Annotated in this window: 23 protein-coding genes; 14 read left to right on the forward strand and 9 right to left on the reverse strand. The window is 64.4% G+C overall.

All coding sequences use genetic code 11. From position 1 onward, the window contains the following. Positions 1-116: 116 nt before the first annotated feature. Together FEF27_RS02915 and FEF27_RS02920 are read right to left on the reverse strand one after the other, a co-directional pair. Positions 117-1199 carry an IS30 family transposase gene (locus FEF27_RS02915; protein ID WP_138169348.1) on the reverse strand — a complete coding sequence of 361 codons (1083 nt, stop codon included), beginning with the start codon at positions 1197-1199 and terminating at the stop codon, positions 117-119. A gap of 205 nt (positions 1200-1404) precedes the next feature. Continuing rightward, on the reverse strand, positions 1405-2739 hold the full coding sequence (locus FEF27_RS02920; protein ID WP_138169349.1) for an ethanolamine utilization protein EutH: 1335 nt from the start codon (positions 2737-2739) through the stop codon (positions 1405-1407). A 405-nt stretch (positions 2740-3144) separates the two neighbouring features. Here FEF27_RS02920 and FEF27_RS02925 point away from each other — a divergent pair, with 405 nt between their 5' ends. From FEF27_RS02925 to FEF27_RS02955, 7 genes are read left to right on the forward strand one after another with little or no spacing between them, the layout of a single operon-like run. After that, entirely contained in the window at positions 3145-4374 is a 1230-nt protein-coding gene (locus tag FEF27_RS02925; RefSeq protein ID WP_138169350.1) for a cytochrome P450, read from the forward strand. Between the two features lie 58 nt (positions 4375-4432). Further along, a complete protein-coding gene (locus FEF27_RS02930; protein WP_138169351.1) occupies positions 4433-4627 on the forward strand; it encodes a ferredoxin in 195 nt (64 codons plus the stop codon). Positions 4628-4633: 6 nt separating this feature from the next. Beyond that, positions 4634-5899: an NAD(P)/FAD-dependent oxidoreductase gene (locus tag FEF27_RS02935; RefSeq protein ID WP_208009622.1), complete on the forward strand. Its 1266-nt coding sequence runs from the start codon at positions 4634-4636 to the stop codon at positions 5897-5899. Positions 5900-5928: 29 nt separating this feature from the next. After that, entirely contained in the window at positions 5929-7416 is a 1488-nt protein-coding gene (locus tag FEF27_RS02940; protein ID WP_138169352.1) for a glutamine synthetase family protein, read from the forward strand. 31 nt (positions 7417-7447) lie between these two features. Next, entirely contained in the window at positions 7448-8164 is a 717-nt protein-coding gene (locus FEF27_RS02945; RefSeq protein WP_138169353.1) for a substrate-binding periplasmic protein, read from the forward strand. After that, on the forward strand, positions 8161-8913 hold the full coding sequence (locus FEF27_RS02950) for a gamma-glutamyl-gamma-aminobutyrate hydrolase family protein (RefSeq protein WP_138169354.1): 753 nt from the start codon (positions 8161-8163) through the stop codon (positions 8911-8913). The genes FEF27_RS02945 and FEF27_RS02950 overlap by 4 nt, the downstream gene beginning before the upstream one ends. A 2-nt stretch (positions 8914-8915) precedes the next feature. Then, positions 8916-9728 carry a gamma-glutamyl-gamma-aminobutyrate hydrolase family protein gene (locus FEF27_RS02955; protein WP_138169355.1) on the forward strand — a complete coding sequence of 271 codons (813 nt, stop codon included), beginning with the start codon at positions 8916-8918 and terminating at the stop codon, positions 9726-9728. Here the strand turns inward: FEF27_RS02955 and FEF27_RS02960 are convergent. The 5 genes from FEF27_RS02960 to guaB form a co-directional block, all read right to left on the reverse strand. Then, the gene (locus FEF27_RS02960; RefSeq protein ID WP_166429889.1) at positions 9709-10422 is read right to left on the reverse strand and encodes a cache domain-containing protein; all 714 of its coding nucleotides are present in this window, start codon (positions 10420-10422) and stop codon (positions 9709-9711) included. The genes FEF27_RS02955 and FEF27_RS02960 overlap by 20 nt on opposite strands. Continuing rightward, on the reverse strand, positions 10412-11230 hold the full coding sequence (locus tag FEF27_RS02965; RefSeq protein WP_138169357.1) for a FadR/GntR family transcriptional regulator: 819 nt from the start codon (positions 11228-11230) through the stop codon (positions 10412-10414). Before FEF27_RS02965 ends, FEF27_RS02960 begins: the two co-directional genes overlap by 11 nt. Before the next feature lie 108 nt (positions 11231-11338). Then, positions 11339-12706, reverse strand: coding sequence for an NAD-dependent succinate-semialdehyde dehydrogenase (locus FEF27_RS02970; RefSeq protein WP_138169358.1), 1368 nt, complete (start codon positions 12704-12706; stop codon positions 11339-11341). A gap of 151 nt (positions 12707-12857) precedes the next feature. Beyond that, positions 12858-14006: a GuaB3 family IMP dehydrogenase-related protein gene (locus FEF27_RS02975; protein ID WP_138169359.1), complete on the reverse strand. Its 1149-nt coding sequence runs from the start codon at positions 14004-14006 to the stop codon at positions 12858-12860. 6 nt (positions 14007-14012) lie between these two features. Beyond that, a complete protein-coding gene (gene guaB, locus FEF27_RS02980) occupies positions 14013-15611 on the reverse strand; it encodes an IMP dehydrogenase (RefSeq protein WP_138169360.1) in 1599 nt (532 codons plus the stop codon). Positions 15612-16149: 538 nt separating this feature from the next. On the opposite strand from guaB, the gene groES reads away from it, so the two are divergent. The 3 genes from groES to FEF27_RS02995 all read left to right on the forward strand — a co-directional run bounded on the left by groES (position 16150) and on the right by FEF27_RS02995 (position 18938). Then, complete coding sequence (gene groES, locus FEF27_RS02985; protein WP_119901963.1) at positions 16150-16446, forward strand: co-chaperone GroES; 297 nt, start codon at positions 16150-16152, stop codon at positions 16444-16446. Between the two features lie 35 nt (positions 16447-16481). Beyond that, positions 16482-18080, forward strand: a complete 1599-nt coding sequence (groL, locus tag FEF27_RS02990; protein WP_138169361.1) for a chaperonin GroEL — start codon at positions 16482-16484, stop codon at positions 18078-18080. Between the two features lie 72 nt (positions 18081-18152). Next, complete coding sequence (locus FEF27_RS02995) at positions 18153-18938, forward strand: CPBP family intramembrane glutamic endopeptidase (protein WP_138169362.1); 786 nt, start codon at positions 18153-18155, stop codon at positions 18936-18938. On the opposite strand, the gene FEF27_RS03000 is transcribed toward FEF27_RS02995, so the two are convergent. Continuing rightward, positions 18930-19514: an arsenate reductase/protein-tyrosine-phosphatase family protein gene (locus FEF27_RS03000; RefSeq protein ID WP_138169363.1), complete on the reverse strand. Its 585-nt coding sequence runs from the start codon at positions 19512-19514 to the stop codon at positions 18930-18932. The two genes, FEF27_RS02995 and FEF27_RS03000, sit on opposite strands and share 9 nt — an antisense overlap. Positions 19515-19532: 18 nt before the next feature. Continuing rightward, positions 19533-20051: a GNAT family N-acetyltransferase gene (locus FEF27_RS03005; RefSeq protein WP_138169364.1), complete on the reverse strand. Its 519-nt coding sequence runs from the start codon at positions 20049-20051 to the stop codon at positions 19533-19535. A gap of 194 nt (positions 20052-20245) precedes the next feature. Between FEF27_RS03005 and FEF27_RS03010 the strand changes: the two genes are divergently transcribed. From FEF27_RS03010 to FEF27_RS03025, 4 genes are all read left to right on the forward strand, one after another. Further along, positions 20246-21091, forward strand: coding sequence for an ABC transporter ATP-binding protein (locus FEF27_RS03010; protein ID WP_138169365.1), 846 nt, complete (start codon positions 20246-20248; stop codon positions 21089-21091). Positions 21092-21104: 13 nt separating this feature from the next. Then, positions 21105-21746 carry an ABC transporter permease gene (locus tag FEF27_RS03015; protein ID WP_138169366.1) on the forward strand — a complete coding sequence of 214 codons (642 nt, stop codon included), beginning with the start codon at positions 21105-21107 and terminating at the stop codon, positions 21744-21746. Next, a complete protein-coding gene (locus tag FEF27_RS03020; protein ID WP_138169367.1) occupies positions 21743-22405 on the forward strand; it encodes an ABC transporter permease in 663 nt (220 codons plus the stop codon). Before FEF27_RS03015 ends, FEF27_RS03020 begins: the two co-directional genes overlap by 4 nt. Before the next feature lie 83 nt (positions 22406-22488). Then, positions 22489-23409: an ABC transporter substrate-binding protein gene (locus tag FEF27_RS03025; RefSeq protein ID WP_138169368.1), complete on the forward strand. Its 921-nt coding sequence runs from the start codon at positions 22489-22491 to the stop codon at positions 23407-23409. Positions 23410-23434 lie beyond the last annotated feature (25 nt).

Consider the following 23434-nt stretch of genomic DNA (forward strand, 5'->3'; position numbering starts at 1 on the left):
ATCCAGAGCGCCGGAGTTCTTCAGCTGCTCGACAAGCTCAGCAGCCGCTCCCGAATTCGAATGTGCATCAATCACAGTCACCATCACGTCCTTTCATGAGTGACCCGGTACACAAACTAATTGACACCCCCTGCTGCGGTGTGATCCTCGGGCAGGTAGCAGAGCATCAGGAACCGGCTCTTGCGTTCGACCAGAGTGGCGATCGCTGAGCGGTTCCCAGCACCCATGATCAGATCACCTTCCCAATGGCCAGGCACCGCCCGGTCGTTGACCTCGGCAGGACGATCACTGATCATGATCATCTCCTGGCCTAACTGGCGGGGCCGACGTTGCTGGCCCCGGGGTTTCCGGCGGGCTCTGCCGGTACGCAAGGCGGCCTGTACTTCTTTTTTCAGCCCGCCGCGGGCTTGGAAGTACAGGGCTTGGTAGACCGTCTCGTGGCTCACACGCATCTCCAACTGATCAGGGAACTCCTTGACCAGGGTGGCACTGATCTGTGCCGGTGACCACTGCAACTCCAGCTTGGACTGGACCCAATCACGCAACGGGGAAGCCTCCAGGAGTTTGGGCTGCTTCGGACGCGCTCTCCGGGTCACAGCCAGTCGCTGAGCCCCGTAAGGAAGATACCGGCCATACCGGTCACTGTTGCGGGTGAGCTCTCGGCTGATCGTCGACGCCGATCGGCCTAACTCCGCTGCGATCATCCGCAGCGAAGCCCCAGACTGTTGCAGATCTTTGATCCGTTCTCGCTCCAGCACCGACAGAAACCGGGACGAGATCTGGGGAGCGTGGCTGATCAGCCTCATGGTATCCATGGCCTGGTTATACTCCACCTGCCGAGGACTCGGCCGCAGCGGCGCGGTCTCACCTGAGTCGCGTAGTTGTCTATCCCATTTATGGCCAGCTCGCCGGGTGACCCCGACTGCCGCAGCCGCAGCAGCGAGGCTGGACCCGGCCTCGCGCAGCTGATGGTATCGGTCACGTCCTGGATGCGGGGGGCAGCCCATCGGCGCTGGAGTCTTCGAGGAGGACTCTGCGGTCTCCCAGTGCAACCACTTCGCTGCGGTCGATGCTGCAAAGCCCAGCTGCGCAGCCGCCTGCCGCACGCTCAACCCCTGACCTACCAGCTGCTGATATCCCAGTCGATCCTCCGGGGTATAGCGGCGCACCTGCCTACGTGGCTCTTCGGTGTAGTCCAATGCAACTCCTGAAACTCAGGCTGTTGCAACGACCACTAGATTCCGCCTTCTCTTTTTTGGCGCGGGGGTGTGTCGGGACATCGTTCACCTTCAGCGGCACTGGAATCGACTTACGCGGCAAAGCCAATCAGCGTCTTGACCCGTCGGGGCCCTGAATCCGCAGACTCAGGCCCCGACAGGTGGCGCCGATCTTGGCTCGCGGGTCTCAGATGTCCTTTGCATCCGGGACTTGACCCCACTCTTTCCCACGGCCCACAGGCGCGACATCTGCTGCCACGGTGGCTGGCTCAGGAGCTTCGTCGGGCACAGTGACCCCGATGCCATTTTCGTCGATTAGACCATCTGCGCGGTCCTGCATTTCGAGGCGGCGCGCGTATGGCAAGGCCAGCCAGAACGCGAAGCCCACGGCCAAGAGTCCGCCGGCCAGCTTGCCGATCACCATGGTGACAATCATGTTCGGCTGGAACGTAGCGGTGAAGGCGAGATAGTCCCCCACGGCGAATGCCGCGCAGACCATGAAAGCAATGGTCAACACTTTGTCCTTCGGAGGCATGAGACGAACCAATTGGAACAGTGCCACCGCATTGGCCATAGTCGCCAGGAACCCTGCAATCCCGGCTTCAGAGATGCCGATTCTGCGGCCGGCCACCTGCAGCGGAGCCGCCAGCAACTTCCGAATCATGTAAATGAGGGGGAATGCCCCGGCAAGCATGACGGCGATGTAACCAACAATCTCCAAGGCGCGGAACTGATCCTCAGCATCAGCAATGAATGGCGCCAGGGGCCAGCCACCGAAGATCGCCGAGAACGCTCCGGTGAAGTATTCAGCCACAGAGAGTGCCACAGCAGCCGTTGTCACGATTTGCAGGAATCGCCCGAAGTACAGGAACGCGGCAATCATTTTCTGGGTGAAGAACCGTAGCGCCAAAGAGAGCAGGCCCATCATGATCACCAGCGGTATCAGGTTCAGCAAAACCTCCCCATAACTGAGATCAAAGGGGCGCGTCCCGGGGCCTGTCGCCTCGACTCCCTCGCGCAGCGGAACACCGCTCTGGAGCAGAATAATGGCCATAAACAGCGAAGCAAATGGGATGGCCAAGAAGCCTGACATGACACCGAGCGCTAGGTACTTATGGTCCCGCCGCTCCAGGATGGACAGACCCACCGGAATGCAGAAGGCGATCGTTGCCCCTGCCGTCAGACTAACCGTAAAGGCCAGAATCCACGCTCCGTGTCCGTCGGCTACCTCGTATGCCAAGTGATAGGCGCCGAGGTCACTAGGAATGAAGGTGCTGGTGGCGATCGCTGCATCCGAATGCATCGCCGAATATACGGGCGCAACGACAGCATTGATCGCAGGAACAATAACGGGAATGAGCGTCATAATGCCCGCGATGGGTATAAATATATGACCCATCATCAGAATGCCTTCTTTGAATTCCAGTCCAAGCTGGGAACTGGGGCGGACTATATGCGCTCCCGCTCCGATCAGAAGAGAGATCATCATTATGTAAATGATGACTTCACCAAGGAACTCCATGAGTGTGACCTCCGTCGCCGAATGGCACGCCACTTACCCATGGTCCTAGCGGCGTGATCAAGATGAGAATCACCAAAACCTCTGTGTTTGGTTGATAAAACACTAAAGCCTGTCCGGTGTGATTGAGGTCACGTTTTCGTAACGAATTTGCCGACAGTGTTGTAGATAGTCCGCGCCTTCTGTGGTTCCCACCAAGAAATGACCCGGCTGGCCGAGTACCAAGTGGAGAAATTCTCATCGGAAGGGTCGGCAAGACGGCGTCTGAGGCGCACTTGCCAAAACATCTATTTCTGTTAGTATTTCTGCTCACATGGAGTGATGCAGGTTACACAACGGCTGGACTCGCAGAAACAGTGGCTCAGGAGCTATCACTCATAACGACAACCCTGATGAGGGAGAACCGGCATGCCGACCACAACCGACACCGTCCCGTACCTGGACATTTCAGCTTCGGACTTCGCCATGGCCTCGGAGGCCGTCCGGGACGCCCGCGATGCACACTGGTTTGCGCGGACCAATTACGGCATCGCCGTCCTCTCCTACGAGGACGTCTCCACACTGATGAAAAGTCCCCGCATGATCCAGGGCTCAGCCAGATGGCCTCAGCACCACGGTGTCCACGACGGTCTCTTCCACGATTGGTGGGCCAAGAACCTTCTCGTCCTCGAAGGGGAGGACCATCATCGGATCAGACGCTTGGCGAACCCGGCGTTCTCTCCGCGCAAGATCAAGGCACTGGGGGGTCGGTTCGACGAGCTGGCCCACGAGCTGATCGACCAATGGATCGACAATGGGGAGGTCGAGTTCGTCGAGGGGTTCGCCGCGCCGTTCGCCACCCGCGTGCTGTGCATCATGCTCGGCATTGATGAGAAGGAGTGGCCCACCATCAACCGGTTGGCGTCCACCGTCGGTGCCGCACTGGGCGTGAACATCAAGGAAGAGATTGGCGCGATTGATGCCGCACTAGAAGAGCTGCACCGGTATGCCGACCAGCTGATCTCCGACCGGCAACAGAACCCCAAAGACGACTTTGTCACGCGACTGGTGGACGCCAACCGTGACGGCGACAGCCTCAGCGATGCCCAGCTGCAGAACCTCCTGGTCCTGCTGATCTTCGGAGGCATGGACACCACACGGAATCAGCTGGGCCTGGCGATCCAGTCATTCATCCGCCAACCGCACCAGTGGGAGCTGCTGGCCGAACGCCCGCAGGAGCTGGCAGCCCCTGCAGTGGAGGAGTCACTGAGAGTCAACCCCACCACCCGATGGGTCACCCGCGAGGTGGTGGAGACCTTCCAGCACAAGGATCTCACTTTCTGCCCGGGCGACACGGTCCACATGTTCACCTATGCATCCGGGACTGACCCAAAAGTGTTCACGGACCCGACCCGGATCAACCTGGAGGCCGATCGCAAACCGCACTACGCTTTCGGCGGCGGAATTCACCACTGTCTGGGTCACTTTGTTGCTCGCTCCGATATGCAGGCCGCCCTGCCGGCGCTGGCCACGCGCCTGACGAATCTCCGCATTGTTGCAGGCGGCGACGAATGGATGCCCGACTCCGGCAACACCGGACCCGTCCGGCTGAACATCGCGTTCGACAAGCGCGCCACCGTTACAGCGAATTCAGGCTGACCCCTTGCCCACCGTGCCACCCCGAACAGCTGCCAACCCTCTGGAAAGGACAACTCGCATGAAGGTCTGGGTCGATAGGAACATCTGCGACAACCACGGACAGTGCGCTATCGCGGCACCGGAAAACTTCTGGCTCGACGCCGAGGGCGTGCTCCAGTATAAGGAGGACTTCCCGGACTCCGATCTGGAATACATAGAAGACGCCATGGACGTCTGCCCCGTTCAGGCGATTTTCCTCAAAGGTGAGCAGTGATCTGAGGTGAGCTATCAAGGTCGCGGGCGCCGCATCGTCGTCGTCGGAGCATCGATGGCGGGGCTGCGCACCGCTGAGCAGATACGCAGCGCGGGCTGGCACGACGAGGTGGTCCTCATTGGCGACGAGGCCCACCCGCCCTATAACCGGCCGCCGCTGTCCAAAGAGGTCCTGAGTTCTCAACAGCACCCCGAAGAAGCACTCTCCGCTGTGCTTCTTCGGCAACGCGCCTCAGCTGCATCTTTCACGTTCCGCCTTGGACAGTCGGTAGCAGCGTGCAACCTTGCAGGACAGCGCGTCACCCTCTCCACCGGGGAGCGCCTGAGTTACGACGGGCTCGTGGTCGCCACGGGCATCCGTCCCCGCCGTCTGGCGGTGCCGGGGCCCACCAGTGGGCGTTACGTGGTGCGGACGCTCGAGGATGCGCTGGCTCTGCGGCAGCAGCTGCGGCCTGGAACGAAAGTGCTGGTCATCGGCTGCGGCTTCATCGGTTGCGAAGTGGCTGCGAGCGCTCTCAGTCTCGGCTGCGACGTGCAGCTAGTGGAAGGCTCCCACGGTCCCATGCACCGGGCGCTGGGAGCCACCGTGGCTACGGCCATGCGCCACTGGCTCACCCGGCGGGGGTTGCAGATCCACGCAGGCCGCGGCGTCGTCGAGTTTCTGGCCCACTTCCCTGACCGGCTCAACCAGGTCAGCGGAGCACGACTCGACGATGGCACCAAGCTGGAGGCAGAAATAGTGGTGGAAGCAGTCGGGTCGCTGCCGAACGCCGAATGGCTCTACGGCAATAGCCTCGACCTCTCCGACGGCGTACTGGTTGACGAACACCTGCGCGTTCGCGGCGCGCAGCACGCGGTGGCGGTTGGGGACATTGCCCGCTACCCCGACCCGTGGACCGGTGGAGTCCCGCGACGGGTCGAACACTGGCAGGGCGCGATTGACACCGCGAAGACCGCTGCCCGCAGCCTGGTCGCGGGGCTCACCGGTGGACAGGTCCCACCACCGTACGCCTCAATACCAAGTTTCTGGAGCGACGTCTTCGGCACCCGGGTTCAAGGGCTCGGCGTACCTCACTTCGGCACCGCCACCGAGGTCCTCGAAGGCAGCCTGGAGACCCCGGAGGCGGGAGTCGCCATCGCCTACACCCGGGAAGGTTACGTGGTGGGCCTGGTGACAATCGCTTTGCCGCCAGCGCGGCTGATGGAGCTGCGCCCACACCTAGGACATCCGCTCTCCGACCTCCTGAGCCCCCTGCAGCTGACCACCACCTGAGCAGTTCAACCATCGAGATGGGAAAAATCATGACCACCACCAACATTGACACCGATCTCCCGACCGGCCGTGAGCCCCTGATTGACCAGCTGCACGAGGCCACCCGGACCGCAGGCCAGAGCCTTACCAGCCTCTACCAGCACCGGGCGCACACAGCGCTGACTGACCGCGACGCTTTCCACCGGCACCAGAGCGCGAACCTCACTGAGGAAACGGTGGATCGGATCACGGAGGAGATTGCACGCTCAGGGGTAAAGTACATCTATTACACGATCCCCACACTGAAATCCCGCACCGTTGCCAAGATGGTGCCCGCCAAGCACGTGGTGCGAAATCTGGAGCGCGGCATCAATTTTCACCGCACGGCGATCTCCGACCTGCAAAACGATATCTTCGGCAATCTGATCGGTGGAATCGGCGCCAAAGAGTTTGTGGCGCTGCCGTTGCCGGACACGTTCCAGAGGTACCCCTGGGACCGGGAAGTGGGGCGCATGTTCTGCACTACCTATGAGCCTCCGCACCTGCCGGAAGTCGGTGGACGGCCCCTGGGCACCGACTCCCGCGCGCACCTGATGCGCACCCACCAGCTGATGAAGGACACCTTCGGGCTCACCATGAAATCCGGGACTGAGCCGGAGATGACATGGTACGGAAAATCCATTGAGCCGGTGCTCATTCCCGGGCACTCCCCCGCCTACCAGGTGGAAAACCTGGAGGGGATGCGGCCGATCTACAAGCGGATCCAGGAGTACGCCACCGCGCTGGGTTTCGACATGATCGAGACCGACTACGAGGATCAAGGCCAGATTGAATGCAACTGGAACTTCGACGACGCCGAGCTCACCTCCGACCGGTTGGTGACCTATCGCCAGATCTGCTCACAGGTCGCCCGCGAATTTGATGTGGAGGCCAGCTTCATGCCCAAGCCGTACCTCGGCTCCATGGGAAATGGCTGCCACCACAACATCAGCCTATGGGACACCGAAGGCAACAATGCCTTCGTGATCGACGGGGTGGAGGAGCTGCACATGTCGCAGCTGGGCCGCTGGGCCATCGGAGGCATCCTCAAGCACGCCCCAGGCATGATGCTGGTGATGTCCAGCACCGTGAACTCCTATAAGCGGTTCTGGGATCCGGGGCAGTTCGCCCCCGCACGGGCCGACTGGGGACTCGACGACCGGGCCAGCTCGGTGCGCATCTCTGCCAACGGCCGCGCCGAAATGCGCATACCTGACGCCTCCGTCAACCCGTACCTCTCCCATTCGCTACTACTGGCGGCCATGGCCGACGGTATCGGCAACCGGATTGCGCCCCCCGCTCCCGGGTCCTCCGGCCAGAACCTGCCGATGACGCTGGGGGACGCCCTGGATGCTTTCAAGGCCGACGACTACATCCAGAGCACGCTGCCCGAAGACCTGGCCGCATTGTACTTGGAGCTCAAGACCGACGAATGGGCTCGCTACTGCGGGGCCGTGACCGAATGGGAGTACAAGCAGTACTGGCAGGCCATCCCGTGAGCCCGGGCGCACCGAAGGAGACCGGGTCTTGATGCGAACCCTGACGCTGGCCTGCATTGACTCACAGGCCCCACCTCTGTTCAACCTCTCCCCCGACGGCGGCCGCACCCGCACCGGCTACGAGCCTGAGGTGGCGCAGCTGGTGGCTGACCAGCTGGGTGCGGAACTGAGGTGGGTGATGACCTCTTGGGACAATATGATCCCCATGGTCCAGCGCCACCAGGCCGACGCCGTGTGGTGCGGACAGGGCATCATCCCCTCCCGTCAGGAACAGGTGAACTTCACTCGGCCCTATGCCATTTTCGATGAGTCCGTGCTGGTCCGCGCCGGAGACCCCGCGCGCGGACCAGAGGACTTCTCCGGGCGGCGGGTCGCGGCCATTGCGGGCAGCGCCAATATGCGCCTGGCGCAAACGTTTCCCGGTGCCATCCCGGTTCCGTTCACCGCCTCCGACGACGTCTTCGGCGACATGATTGCCGCAGTCCGCGACGGCAATGTCGACGCGATGGTCGACGACGACGTGGTCACTGTGCCGCTGGGCGACGACCCAGATTTTGCGATCGCCTTCACCGCTCCCACCCAGAACGCATGGGGTGTGGGGGTCGCCAAAGACCGGCTCGAGGTGCTGAATGCCCTGGATGGAGCGCTGAGCAGTGTCATCAATTCCGGAGGGCTTGCACAGAGCTGGGCCCGGTGGATGCCGCAGCTGCCGTTCCCGGCGGACCTCCATACCGGGAGGCGCTCATGAGCATGGTCCCCAACGCGAGACGGCCGCGCATCGGCGTGCCGGCCATGTGGTCGGAATCGGTCAACGGGCTGCGCTACTCCGGGTCAGTAGTGGCCAATGCTGTCCTGGAGTCCATTGTCCGGGCGGGGGGTCAGCCGGTGATGATCTTTCCTGGCGCGGATTTTCACGACTGGGACCTGCTTGACGGCCTGGTGCTGCCCGGCGGTTCAGATATCGCGCCGGGTCGCTACGGGCAAGAGCCCGGCCCCCACCTGAGCGTCTCCGATTACTCCGGACAGGACGACGCCGACGCCCGGGCGATCCGCGCCGCGGAGGCCTTGGGAATCCCAGCGCTGCTGATCTGCCGTGGGATGCAGCTGTGGAACGTGGAACGCGGAGGCTCGCTGATCCAGCACTGGCCCAGAGAGCCCCAGCAGCATGTCAGCACGGTGCACGACGTCGCCATCACACCAGGGACGCTACTGTCTCACGCACTGCAGGGATCCACCAGTACTGACGTATCCAGTTATCATCATCAGGCGGTGGGCGCACTTGGAGAGGGACTTCGGGTCGTGTCCCGCGCCGGGGACGGCTGCGTGGAAGCGCTAGAGGACCCCGAGCATCAGATCATCGCCGTACAGTGGCACCCAGAAGACCGGGCGCACCACCATCCAGGCGACCACGCCCTGTTTGCCTGGATCGTTTCTGCCGCTGAGGATCAGCGGCGCACCGCCCGCCACACCATGCCGACCCATCAGGAGGTCCCCTAATAATGCCGAGCTCCCACAACCTGGTTCTCACGCGTGCGGAGGTCATGCCGGACCGCCCTGCCCCGGCAGAGGCGGACGTGGACATCGCGGTGGTCGCCCAGTTGAACCTGCCGCAGCAGAGCCGGGAGACCCACGGACTGCTGCGCAGGTTCACCACTGTCACCCTGCAGTCCCTGCAGGACCTGGGAGCGCGCGTGCACCTGATTGATGTCACCAGCGAGGAGCCGGACTTCGAATTGCTCGACCGGTCCCACGGAGTGCTCATGCTCGGCGGCGGGGACATTGATCCCAGTTTCTACGGCCACAGCGGCGAGATCGCCAACGAATACGGCCGCGACCCCGTCTCCGACACCCGCCAGCTGGCGATCACGCGCTGGGCCATCGACACCGATGCGGCACTGTTGGCCATCTGCCGAGGATCCCAGATACTAAACGTTGCCTGTGGCGGGACCATCATCCCGGATATTCAGCCCTCGCATCTGCACCACGGTGCCGAAGGGGAGCCCAGCTTCCTGGATGAGACGCTGACTCTGCTTCCGGGGACCAAGGTGCGCAACATCTTCGGCCGGGAGCGACTCACCGTCCGCAGCGGCCACCATCAGGCAGTCGACGCCTTGGGCGCTGGCCTCCGAGTGACCGCCGTGGCGGACGACGGCGTGGTGGAGGGTACTGAACGGATCGACAATACGTGGATCCTCGGCGTCCAGTGGCACCCCGAGGACGATGCCGGATCTGAACAGGACCGGATCGCGCTGTTCAACGCCTTCCTTGATGAGGCCCGAACTCGGGCCAGCCTCACTCCCAGTAGAGGCTGAGCGTGGGCACCTGCGTCGGCAGCTCGAGGTGGTGGCCACGCTCGGTATTCTGCTCCAGCAACTCCCCGGGAAGGAACCGCGCCGTCGTCGAACACACGATTCGGCCCTGAGCGCCAAGGAGCACGAACCGCCCTGAGACCGTCTTCGCCGCGCGCATCATCACCTTTTCGAGGGTGTTGACTTCAATGTCAGAACCGGCGACGCCGACGAAGCCGTGCTCATCGGCGAATGGCACCGCAGCGGTCAAGATGTACTCGTCGACGCCGAGGAAGTCCACATAGGGGGTGGTGAGCTTCGGGGCGCCCGTCGATTTCGGCTCAGCAAACCAGGGCAGCTGGAGGAAGTCGTAGTAGTCTCGAGAGTGTTCGTCGAAGTCAAAGCCGTACGCCTCCGGGGCGCCGCGTTCTCCCCGCACCCGCCACGGGATGAGCTGCTCAGGGGAGACAATCCGGTCGGGGTCGAAGATGATCCCCGCCCCGGAGACCAGCGGATGCTGCTCCAGGAGCTGGTCAGCCTCGGCCTCCATCATGCGCAGCTGATCAGGTTGGAAGGGTCCCCAACGCCGCTCATGGGCGTTCTCCGCGCCGAGGCGTTGCCGCACCAGGGAAGCGATACGGTTCAGATGGTCGAACAGTCGGTCCAGGTCTGCGGCAAGGTCGCGCGCGAAGCCGCGGATTTCTTCTTCAACGGACATCAGTGTCATCCTTTGAGCCCTCATGCAGGGCGAGAGTGAGCTTCTGGTCAATCATGTGGAAGGTGTCGTCCTGAATGCGTTGCGCCGCTGCGCTGACCGCCGACTCACGGTCGCGCCGGTGCAGGGCCTCAATCATGTGCGTGAAGTAGGGCATCACCATCTCCTTACTGCGCGGGTTCCCCAGCGGGGCCCACAGCAGTTCGGAGGATTCCAGCTGCAGGTGCAGCTGGGCGATCAGCAGGCGCCGGGACTGCGCACTGACCGCAATCTCCAACCAGATCCGGCTGTCGGCCCGTGCCAGCGCGTGGGCCCCTTCTGCGGCGTCGAAGGCTTCGACCAGGCGCTCAATGGCGTGGAGGTCGGAGTCGACCGCGCGTGAGGCAGCCAGCTGGATCGAGGCAGCCGAGACTGCCGCCCGGTGATCACCCATGTCGCGCAGCTCCACCACGCTCATACTCTCCAGCCGCTGGCGCATCAGCGGCACCGAGGACGCCGGCAACGAGACCACAAACGTCCCGCCGCTGCGGCCCCGGCGGGTCTCGACGAGTCCCTTGGCACGCAGTGCTGAGAGGGCCTCGCGAACTGTTGTCGGCGAAACGCCGAAGGACTCGGCCATCTCCACCTCGCTGGGGAGCCGATCACCTTCTCTGAGCAGGCCTAAAGACATCGAGTCCCGCAGCCGGGTCACAATCGCCTCGGCCCGGTCAATCTCCGGCAGGGCGCGGTAGATGTGCTGCCGGAGACCTTGCGACCCACCGGCCCCGGATCCGGGCGGTATGCGCTGGGAGGGATCGTCAACGTAGATCACACCCACCCCCTGGCCCCACCAGCGGATGCTGGGTACATCTCCCGGGCGTCGGCCGACGGGGTGGAATTCTCACAAACTAAGAGTCTCATACGCCCACCAGGGTTGCCCTCAGACTCTGCGGACGAGTTTCTTGTTGGCGAACTCCTCGATCCCCAGCGGGCCCAATTCCCGGCCGAACCCTGAGCGTTTGACACCCCCGAAGGGCAGGTTCGCCTGCGAGTCGGTGTTGCTGTTGATGAAGACCATGCCCGCCTCCAACTGCTGTGCCACCTGATCCGTCTGGGTCGGGTCAGAGCCGAAAACCGCTGCCCCCAAGCCATAGGGAGAGTCGTTGGCCAACTCCACCGCCGCGTCTGCATCGGCCACTTTGTACACCATCACCACCGGGCCGAACGCCTCCTCGTGCCAGAGCCGGCAATTGCGGTTGAGGTCGGTCAGCAGCGCCGGAGTGAGGTAGAACCCCTCCTTCGTCGGCTGGCCCCCAGCCCGCAGCACCGCACCATTGGCCACGGCGTCGTGGAGCTGGTCAATCACGTCGGCTCTGGCTGCGGCGGAGGACAGTGGGCCCAGCGACGTGTCCGGCTGGGCCGGGTCCCCGAGCGTGACCCGCTCCAGGCGTCGCTGAACCTCGTCGACGAACTGATCATAGGCAGCATCCACCACAATGAGTCGTTTAGGTGAGGTGCAGGCTTGGCCGGCGTTGGAGAGTCGGCCTGCCACCGCCTGCTTGGCCGTGGCTGCGACGTTCTCGGCGTCGAGGACAATGAAAGGGTCGCTGCCGCCCAGTTCCAGGACGACCTTCTTCAGGTGGCGGCCGCACTGCTCTGCCACGATGGCCCCAGCGCGCTCACTGCCGGTCAGCGACACTCCCTGCACGCGCGGGTCGGCGATGACCTCGGAGAGCTGTTCGTGGGTGGCGAAGATGTTGATGTAGGCGTCGTCGGGAAGCCCTGCCTGGCGAAGGATGTCTGCGATGGCCAAAGCCGACTGTGGGCAGTTGGCGGCGTGCTTGAGCAGTATCGTGTTACCCAGCGCCAGGTTCGGGGCGGCGAAGCGCGCCACCTGGTAGTGAGGGTAGTTCCACGGCATGATGCCCAGCAGTACGCCGGTGGGCTGCAGGTGGATCTCCGCCGAACCGGACTCCACCGCCAGCTGTTGGGGCGCCAAGAACTCCTCGGCATGATCGGCGTAGTACTGAAAGATCTCCGCCGAGACGGCGATCTCGCCCTTGGCCTGCCTTATGGGCTTGCCCATCTCCAACGTGATCAGCTCGGCCAGCTCGTGGGCGCGCTCCCGGTAGATGGCCGCGACTCGGTTCAACACCGCGATCCGTTCCGCCAGCGGGGTCGCCGCCCAGCTCCGGTACCCCTGATGCGCGGCCGCGATTGCCTCCCTGACCTGCGCATCACTGGCAGTCGGGTAGTCCGCAGTGGCCTGTCCGGTCGAAGGGTCGACGGTTTGGTACATCGTTGACATGGAGCCTCCAGAGGGTGAGGAACGATCATCCCCAGCGCGCGGCGGGTCAGCCCATTACTGGCCGAGACGCACTGACTTCCGGTCTGCACCGAATGTTACCAAGATAACATCTAAAACCAGATCTTTGGGTGAAAGTGCGGCGCCTTTATCGTTACATCTGGAGACCGCGGCCCACCGGAGAGACCGTGGCGTCCACCCGCTGGAAGGACTTGAGGTCCACGTATCCGCAGGACGCCATCGCATGCCGCAACCCGCCCATAAGGTTGGACGATCCGTCGGTGTGGTGGCCCGGGCCCAGCAGCACCTCTTCGAGTGAAGCGACCGTGCCTACCCGCGTGCGGTGGCCGCGCGGGAAGTTCGGGTGAACCGCCTCCAATCCCCAATGCCAACCCTGACCGGGGGCATCCTCCGCACGGGCCAAGGCGGCACCGAGCATGACCGCGTCAGCGCCCATCGCCAACGCTTTGACAATGTCCCCGGAGGAACCCAGTCCACCGTCAGCAATGACGTGCACATAGCGTCCGCCGGATTCGTCCAAGTAGTCCCGGCGCGCGGCGGCGATATCACTGATGGCGGTGGCCATCGGTACCCGGATGCCCAAGGCGCGGTGCGTCGTCGTCGCGCTCCCGCCGCCGAACCCCGCCAGCACGCCGGCTGCGCCGGTGCGCATCAGGTGCAGTGCAGGCGTGTAACCGGCTGCCCCGCCGACGATGACCGGGACGTCGAGCTCATAGATGAATTCCTTGAGGTTCAGCGGGTCCTGCGACTCGGACACATGCTCCGCGGAGACGGTGGTGCCGCGAATGACAAACATGTCGACCCCGGCATCGACCACCGTCTGGTAGAACTCCTTGGTGTTCTGCGGGGTAAGAGAACCCGAGACGACGACGCCGGCCTCGCGCATCTCTGCCAGCCGGGCAGTGATGAGTTCGGCCTTGATCGGCTCCGCGTACAGCTGCTGCATTCGGCGGGTGTTGGCCGGGGAAATCTCCCTGGCGTCCAAGTGCGCAATTTCCTGCAGCACCGGCTCCGGATCCTCATAACGGGTCCAGAGGCCTTCCAGATTCAGCACACCCAAACCGCCGAGCTGCCCCAGCGCGATCGCCGTCGCCGGTGACATCACCGAATCCATTGGAGCCCCGATGACCGGCATCGAGAAGGTGTAGGCGTCAATCCGCCAGTCCAGGGAGACATCCTGCGGGCTGCGGGTGCGGCGCGAGGGGGTGAGGTTGACGTCGTCGAGCGCCCAGGCGCGGCGCCCGGACTTTGCTAGACCGATCGGGATCTCATTCACTGTCATACGTCCTTACCGGCCGCGGTAGTTGGGGGATTCGACGGTCATCATCACATCATGCGGGTGGGACTCCTTCAGCCCTGCCGTGGTGATGCGGACAAACTTCCCCTTGGCTTTCAGCTCTGGGATGGTGTTCGCCCCCACGTAGAACATGGTCTGGCGCAGCCCGCCGGTGAGCTGGTGCAGCACAGCGGAGAGCGGTCCGCGGTAGGGCACCTGGCCCTCGATCCCTTCGGGGATCAGCTTCTCATCGCTGGGCACATCGGCCTGGAAGTACCGGTCCTTGGAGTAGCTGGTGTTCTTCCCGCGGGATTGCATCGCCCCCAGAGAGCCCATGCCGCGGTAGGCCTTGAACTGCTTGCCGTTGTAGAACACCAGGTCCCCCGGCGATTCAGCGGCACCGGCCAGCAGTGACCCCAGCATGACGGAGTCGGCACCTGCGAGCAGGGCCTTGCCGATGTCTCCGGGGTGCTGGAGGCCGCCGTCGGCGATCACCGGCACACCGGCGGGGATCGCGGCTTTGGCGGATTCGTAGATGGCGGTCACCTGCGGGACCCCGACGCCGGCCACCACGCGAGTGGTGCAGATGGACCCCGGGCCGACGCCGACCTTGATGGCATCTGCCCCGGCATCCACCAGCGCGGCCGCAGCCTGCCGGGTGGCGGCCTGGCCGCCGATGACGTCCGTGCCGCGGACAGCGGGGTCCGACTTCAGCTTGGCGATCATCTCCAGCACCCCGCGGGTGTGCCCATTGGCGGTATCCACCACCAGCACGTCGACACCAGCTTCGATGAGGCTCATGGCACGTTCGTACCCGTCGCCGAAGAATCCCACGGCGGCCCCGACCCGCAGTCGGCCGTCCTCGTCCTTGGTGGCCTGGGGGTATTTGTCCGCTTTGTCGAAGTCTTTGATGGTGATCAGCCCGGTGAGGCGGCCGTCGTCGTCCACCAGGGGCAGCTTCTCGATCCGGTGCTCACTGAAGATTCTCAGGACTTCATCGTTGGAGATGCCTTCCTTGGCGGTCACCAGCGGCACCGGAGTCATCTTCTCGCGCACGGTCATGGTGGCGTACTCGGCCTCCGGGATGAAGCGGATGTCCCGGTTGGTGATGATGCCGACCAGCGTGCCGCGCTCATCGACCACCGGCAGCCCGGAGATCCGGTAGTGCCCGCAGATCTCGTCCAACTCCGCGATGGTGGCCTCCGGGCGGATGGTCACCGGATCGGAGATCATGCCGGATTCGGAGCGCTTGACCTGGTCCACCTGCTTGGCCTGGTCCTCGATGGAGAGATTGCGGTGGATGATGCCGATACCACCCAGCCGTGCCAGGCCTATCGCCATGGGAGCTTCGGTGACAGTGTCCATCGCGGCTGAGACCACAGGTGCTGAGAGCTGGATGTTGCGGGTCAGCCTGGTGGACGTATCCGCATTGGAGGGGAGGACGTCGGTCTCCCCCGGCAGCAGCAGCACGTCGTCGTAGGTCAGACCGACCAGGGCGAAGGGATCGTATCCCTCGTCATGGATGTGGCTCAAAGTGGGGCCTCTCGGATCGTTCGCGGCGGCTCGGTGCCGAGCCGGTGCCAGTCTACTCGGCCACGGTTTACTGGCCATAACGCGTGACCTCCCGCCAGCCCGGCCGTCCGTCCTCCGCAGCAGAGCGTCTCCAGATGTGGGAAATGGCACGGGAAACCGGCCGAGTTTCCCACATCCCGAGACGCTCTGGGGAGGGTGGCGAGGACGAGGGGGCGGCCCAGGGGGCTGGGGCGGGGGCTGCGCCCGAGGGTGGGGCGGGAGCCAAGGCTGGACCTGGGGGTGGGGCTGGCCCTGGCCCTAGGGCCGGGCGGGACCGGGCGGGGCCGGGCGGGGCCGATACATGAGACACCAGAGGCGGGAACGTGACGCGGCTTAGCACTCTGCTTGATTGAGTGCTAAAGCCCGTTCTATAGTTCTCTTAGCACTCGAGGTACTCGGGTGCTAAGTCTCGGGCGGCCGTCAACCGGCTGAGACCATCAAAGCCTGAAGGAGACCTCCGGCTCCCGCGACGACGGTTGGTCACTCCCAAGGCGAGCAACAAGAAGACCGAGCGCGGCGTCGTCGTGCCCGGTATCAGCCAAGAGAAGATTCAACTTCAGCAAAGGAGAGAACTGACGTGTCAGTCTCCATCAAGCCCCTCGAGGATCGTATTGTTGTCCGCCCCCTGGAAGCTGAGCAGACCACCGCTTCCGGTCTGGTCATCCCGGACACCGCCAAGGAAAAGCCCCAGGAGGGTGAAGTTGTGGCCGTAGGCCCGGGCAAGGTGTCCGACGCCGGCGAGCGCCTGCCGGTCGACGTCGCAGAAGGTGACGTGGTCATCTACTCCAAGTTCGGCGGCACCGAGGTCAAGGTCGGCGGCGAGGAGTACCTGGTGCTCAACGCCCGCGACGTGCTGGCCAAGGTCGAGAAATAAACCCCACCGCTCGACTTCTGAAGGAGTAAGAACCTATGGCAAAAGAGCTGCTATACGATGATGCCGCCCGCAAGGCACTGGAAACCGGCATCAACAAGCTCGCCGACACCGTCAAGGTCACGCTGGGCCCCCGCGGCCGCAATGTGGTGCTCGACAAGTCCTGGGGCGCACCCACCATCACCAATGATGGTGTGACCATCGCCCGTGATGTAGAGCTCGACGACCCCTACGAGAACCTCGGCGCGCAGCTGGCCAAAGAGGTTGCCACCAAGACCAACGACGTCGCCGGCGACGGCACCACCACCGCGACCGTCCTCGCCCAGGCACTGGTGAAGGAAGGGCTGCGCAATGTGGCCGCCGGAGCCGCACCGAGTGAGATCAAGCGCGGCATCGAGGTTGCGGTGGACGCCGTGACCCGGCGGCTGAAGGAGAACGCCCGCGAGCTCAACGGCCAGCAGGAGGTCTCCTACGTCGGCGCGATCTCCGCGCAGGACGATGAGATCGGTCAGCTCCTGGCCCGCGCGTTCGACGCTGTGGGCGCTGATGGTGTGATCACCATCGAAGAAGGCTCGACCACCTCCACGGACCTCGACATCACCGAAGGCATGCAGTTCGACAAGGGGTTCCTCTCCCCGCATTTCGTCACTGACGCCGAGCGTCAGGAAGCGGTGCTTGAGGATCCGCTGATCCTGATCCACCAGGGCAAGATCTCCAATATGCAGGAGTTCCTCCCGGTGCTGGAGAAGGTGCTGCAGTCCAAGAAGCCGCTGTTCATCATCGCCGAGGACGTTGAGGGCGAGGCCCTGTCCACCCTGGTGGTCAACAAGCTGCGCGGCACCCTCAACGCTGTGGCCGTGAAGGCTCCCGGCTTTGGCGACCGCCGCAAGGCCATGCTGGAAGACATCGCTACCCTCACCGGTGCCACCGTCATCACCCAGGACCTGGGGCTGAAGCTGGACCAGGTGGGTCTGGATGATCTGGGCACTGCACGGCGCGTGACCGTCACCAAGGATGAGACCACCATCGTCGACGGCGCCGGCTCCAAAGAGGACGTCGACGCCCGCGTTGCGGTCATCAAGTCCCAGGTGGAGGCCAGCGACTCCGAGTGGGACCGCGAGAAGCTGCAGGAGCGGCTGGCCAAACTGGCCGGCGGCGTCAGCGTCATCCGCGTCGGTGCCGCCACCGAGGTGGAGCTTAAGGAGCGCAAGCACCGGATCGAGGACGCTGTGTCCTCCACCCGTGCCGCTCTGGAGGAAGGGATCGTCGCAGGCGGCGGCACCGCACTGATCAACGCGCTGTCCGTGCTGGATGAGGATTCCGACGTCACCGCCCTGACCGGTGACGCTGCTGCGGCAGTGGGCATCGTCAAGCGCGCCCTGATCCAGCCGCTGCGCTGGATTGCGCAGAATGCCGGTGAGGACGGGTTCGTGGTGGCCTCTAAGGTCGCTGAACTGGAGCCCAACCACGGGTTCAACGCCAAGACCGGCGCCTATGGCGACCTGATCAACGAGGGTGTGATTGACCCGGTGAAGGTGACCCGTTCCGCACTGCAGAACGCCGCCTCCATCGCCGCACTGGTGCTGACCACCGAGACTCTGGTGGTCGAGAAGAAGGAGCAGGACGAGGACCACTGATCCTCTGAACACACCTGTGGGAAGCCGGTCCGCATTGTCGGGCCGGCTTCTCTGTTCTCTACACTTCATGCCATGACCGCAGCCTCCGGCACTGAACGCCGCTTCTACGCCTGGGAGGTCGGCATTGTGCTGGCCCTGTCTTTGGGACGCAGTGGGGTCTACGCGGTGCTGCAGCTGGCTGAACGGCTCAGCATCGCCCCGCTGGCAGACCAGACCGCCACTGTCCAGCGCTCCCGCTCACAGGCAGAGTTCTACGACTTCACCTTCCAAGTGCTGGACTCGCTGTTCGCCCTGGCACCGGTGGCGCTGGTGCTCTACCTGGTCTTCCTCCATGGTGGGAACCCGTTCCGCCGCTGGGGGTTGGACTTCCGCCGCCCCGGGGCCGATTGGGCGCTGGGCGCCGGTCTCTTCACCATCATCGGGCTCGGCACTCTGGGGGTGTACTTTGCCGGACGCAGCCTGGGGCTGACCGCGCAGATCGTCCCAGCTGATGTCACTCAATATTGGTGGACCTCACCGATGCTGCTGCTGGCGGCACTGCGCCACTCACTGCTGGAGGAGGTCATCATGATCGCCTACCTCTTTGACCGGGCGCGGCGGATCTGGCCGCAGCTGCGCAGTTCAGCGGCGGCGGTGGCTGCACTGGTGCTGGTCACCGCGCTGCTGCGCGGGGCCTACCATCTGTATCAGGGGTTCGGCCCCGGAATCGGCAACGCGCTGATGGGGGTGATCTTCGCCGCCGTCTACCTGAAGTACGGGCGTGTGATGCCCCTGGTCATCGCGCATTTCCTGCTCGACGCCGTGGCCTTCCTCGCTTTCCCCTTAGTGCTGCAGACCTTCGGCCTGAACTCACTCTGAGAGCCCGAGGGCATCGGCCAGGGCCTCCACCGGCTCGCGGATCTGCCGGAAGGAGGTGTCAAAGACTGATTCTGGCAGCATATAGGGGTCGACGACGTCGTCCTCCCTGGTCGCGGCACCGGATGCGAGGCGTGCCTGGTCCAGTCGAGGAACCAGGGCCGCCAGAGTTTCTGCGGCGGTCCTGCCGCCACCTGCGGCGTCGTCGATCTCGGCCGAGCCCCCGCTCTGCAGCAGGCGTGCGAACTCCGGAAGGGTGAACATCCGCGCCCGGGCGGCCGGGACCTCAGCTGCCATATCCTCAATGTGCTCTCGGGTGGCGGCGAGGATGAGGTCAGCATCCTCAACCGCTGAAGGGGTCAGCTGCTGGGCGGTGAAATCCTCGGCGTCGGCCCCGTAGTCGGAGACCCGCTGCTTCATGGGCTCCTGCATGTCCTCGCCGTCGTGGGCGTAGGTGCCGGCGGAGCGAACCTCAATGTCCGGCTCCTCCCGGAAGATCCGGGCCAGCAGCCGCTCCATTGCTGGGGAGCGGCAGATGTTGCCAGTGCAGACTGCCAGGACCGTATATGTGGTGGCCACCGTAGACTCACGCCTCTCTCATACAGATCTGATGAAGAACGGGAATGTCGCGCGCTTTTCGGGGATATCAAGCACGAAGTCCCGTCGGGGCTCGCGGATGAACCCTTCGGACTCATACAGCGCATGGGCTGCGGTCATGGACTTCAGGCTGCATAGGCAGACCGCACGGATCTCTGGCCGGGCCGCCGCTTCAGCCACAATATGGCGCACCAGTGCCCGGGCCACCCCGCGGCCCTGCGCCTCCGGCGCCACCGCCAGCATGCGGAACTCCAGCTCCCCGGGCCGCGAGACTTCAGCAAAGGGACCTTCCGCCTCTGTCACCGTGACAGTGCCGACCAGCTGGCCTTCGGCATGGGCCACGAGCACGGTCGAACTTTGCGCGCGCTCAGCGACCCGGGTCAACTCCTGCACATAGGAATCCTCACGCTGCAGGTGTCCTCCTTGGACGTAGGCGGCCGCAGTCAGCTCCCCCACCTGAGCGAATTCGCCGGGGTGAGCAGGGCGGATCACGACCGTGGCTGACGTCGTCGTACTCATAGCCCCCCATCTTTGCACAGCGAGCGTTGCGCCGCGCTGGGACACATTTTGCGCTGCGTCAGTGTTGTCCGGAGACCAATCAGCTGATCAGGACCTAGAGTGGTCACATGGACGGCATTCACAGCCCCGGGGCTGGGCCAGGAGCAGAGCCGACGCCCCCGTCAGCTGGCGCACGGTGCTGGTGAGGCTGGGCTATGGCCATCGACTTCCGCAAGGTGACCAAAACCTACCCCGACGGCACTGTCGCGGTAGATGAGTTCAGCCTGCACGTACCTTCGCACACCTGCACGGTGCTGCTGGGCTCCTCCGGGTGCGGGAAGTCCACACTGCTGCGGATGGTCAACCGGATGGTGGACCCCACCTCCGGAGCGGTGCTGATTGACGAGGCCGACGTCGCCACCACCGAGCCGGTGGCACTGCGCCGACGCATCGGATACGTGATGCAGGAGGCTGGCCTGCTCCCCCACCGCAGGGTGGTCGACAATATCGCCACTGTGCCCCGGCTGAAGGGGGCCTCCACTGCGGAGGCCCACCGCCGGGCCCACACGCTGATGGAGATCGTGGGCCTGGATTCTGCGCTGGCGCGGCGGTACCCGCGTCAGCTCTCGGGAGGCCAGCAGCAGCGGGTGGGGGTGGCCCGGGCATTGGCCGCAGACCCCAACATCCTGCTGATGGATGAACCGTTCGGCGCGGTCGATCCGCTGGTGAGGGTGGAGCTGCAGCGGGAACTGCAGCGCATCCAGACCGAGCTGCGCAAGACGATCCTCTTTGTCACCCATGACATCGATGAGGCGCTGACGCTGGGGGATCAGATTGTGGTGCTGAAGAAAAGCGCCGAGGTCGCCCAGAGCGGGACCCCGCAGGAGATTGTGGAGGCCCCGGCCAATGACTTCGTCGCCCAGTTCCTGGGCTTGGACTCCGCACGCCGGACGTTGAACGCGGTCCCGCGCGCCACCGGCGGGTGGCTGGTCAGTGACGGACGGGGCCGGCCGCTGGGAGTGGTTGACTCGATGCCGGACACCCACACGGACGCCGACTGAACCGGCACCTGCGATGGAGTGGACGCTGAACAACCTGCCCCGCATCACCGACCTCACCCTGGCGCATCTGGTTCTCGCGCTGCCGGCCGTGGCGGCGGCCTTCATGCTGGCTGTGCCAATCGCATGGGCGGCGAACCGGGTGCGCCCGCTGCGTGAGGTGGTGGTCTCCGGCACCGGCCTGTTGTACGCGGTGCCCTCGCTGCCGCTGTTCATCGTGCTGCCGATTCTCCTGGGCACCGGCGTCCGGGACACCTTCAACGTCATCGTCGCGCTGACGCTGTTCGGCCTGGCCCTGATGGTCCGCTCCGCAGCAGACGCGCTGGACTCGGTGGACGCCGGCATCCGGGTGGCATCCACCGCAGTGGGGTACTCCCCGGTGAAGCGGTTCTTCTCCGTGGAACTGCCCTTGGCCGGTCCGGCGCTGCTGGCGGGGCTGCGGGTGATCTCGGTCAGCACTATCTCGCTGGTCTCTGTCAGCGCCGTACTGGGGGTCCAGTCACTGGGATCCCTGTTCACCGACGGATTCGAACGCGGCATCGTGCCGTCCATTGCGGCGGGCATAGTGCTCACCGCCGTGCTCGCGCTGATGATGGATCTGCTGCTGGTCACAGCCGGACGCCTGCTGATGCCCTGGGCCCGGGGAGGCCGGGCATGAACCACCTGATGGAGGCCGTCAGCGTGCTGCTGGACCCCGACGCCTGGAGCGGGCCCAGCGGATTCGGAGCCCGCATGTTGGAACACCTCTGGTACACCGGGCTGGCCCTGTTGATCTCCGCAGCGCTCGCACTGCCGGTGGGACTGCTGGTGGGCCACACCGGCCGGTGGCGCGCGTTGGCGGTAATCAGCAGCGGAATGGTCCGCGCTCTGCCCACCCTGGGGGTCATCACCCTGGCGGCCCTCTTCGTCGGCATCGGACTCACCGCCCCCATGATCGCTTTCGTGGTCCTGGCCATACCCTCGATACTGGCCGGCGCCTACGCCGGGGTGGAATCGGTCAACCCCGCCACCAAAGATGCCGCCACCGCACAGGGTATGAGCGGCTGGCAGGTGCTTCTCCGGGTGGAGATCCCGCTGGGTCTGCCGCTGATCATCGGCGGGCTGCGCAACGCGACCCTGCAGGTGGTCGCCACCGCGACGCTGGCCGCCTATGTGGGTGCTGGCGGCCTGGGCCGGCAGCTGTTCCTGGGCCTGCGGACCCAGGACTACCCGCTGATGCTGGCCGCCTCGTTGGCGGTCATACTATTGGCTATTGTCTTGGATGCGCTGTTCGAACTGTCCCAACGGCTGCTGCGGCGCCGGATGGGTGTGGTCTGACCCCCACGAGTCTGACCCCCACGAGTCTGACCCCCACGAGCCTGACCGCCAGAGCCTGACCCCGACGAGGAAGAGGAACCATCATGAAACGCATGTCTGCAGCAGCAGCTGGACTCACCGTGCTCGCGCTGAGCGCCTGCGGCGGCGGGGACCCGCTGGAGACCGACGACGACGGCGCAGAGGACACCGCGGCCGAGAACGGCGGGGCGCTGACAGTGGGCTCCCAGCAGTACTACTCCAATACAGTCCTGGCCGAGATCTACGCCCAGGTCCTGGAGCAGGAGGGCTACGAGATCCAGCGGGAGTACGAGATCGGCCAGCGGGAGGTCTATATCCCCGAGCTGGAGTCCGGGGCGATTGACGTCTTCCCCGAGTACACCGGCAATCTGCTGGACTACTTCGACCCGGAGAACGAGCCTGGCGACGCCGAGGAGGTCCACGCAGCCCTGGGAGAGGCCCTCCCGGAAGGCCTTGAGGCCCTGGACTACGCGGAGGCCACCGACCAGGACAGCTACGTGGTGACCGAGGAGTTTGCCCAGGAACACGACCTGCAGACAGTGGGCGACCTCGCCGAGGTGGAGCAGGATCTGCGGATCGCCGCGAACTCCGAGTTCGAGACCCGTCCCTATGGGATCGAGGGGCTGGCTGAAACCTATGGGGTCGAGCTGGAGCTGGTCCCGGTGGAGGATTCCGGGGGGCCACTGACCCTGGGCGCACTGCTGGACGGGGAAGTCGAAGTCGCCAACATCTACAGCGCCGATCCCGCCATTGAGGACAATGACTTGGTCATCCTGGAGGACACCGAGTCACTGGTGCTGCCGCAGAACGTGGTGCCGATCGTCTCTGACAACGTGGACGAGGCCGCCCGGGAGGCACTGCTCCAGGTCCAAGCCGTGCTCGATCAGCAGCAGCTGCTGGACATCAATTCACACTCCCAGACCACCCAGGACAGCCCGGGCGACGTCGCCCAGTGGTGGTTGGAGGAGCAAGGCATGCTCGACTGACGCCTCAGCCGAGCAGCCCACCTCC

The sequence above is a fragment of the Nesterenkonia sphaerica genome, assembly GCF_005771565.1.
In the GTDB taxonomy this organism is placed as follows: domain Bacteria; phylum Actinomycetota; class Actinomycetes; order Actinomycetales; family Micrococcaceae; genus Nesterenkonia; species Nesterenkonia sphaerica.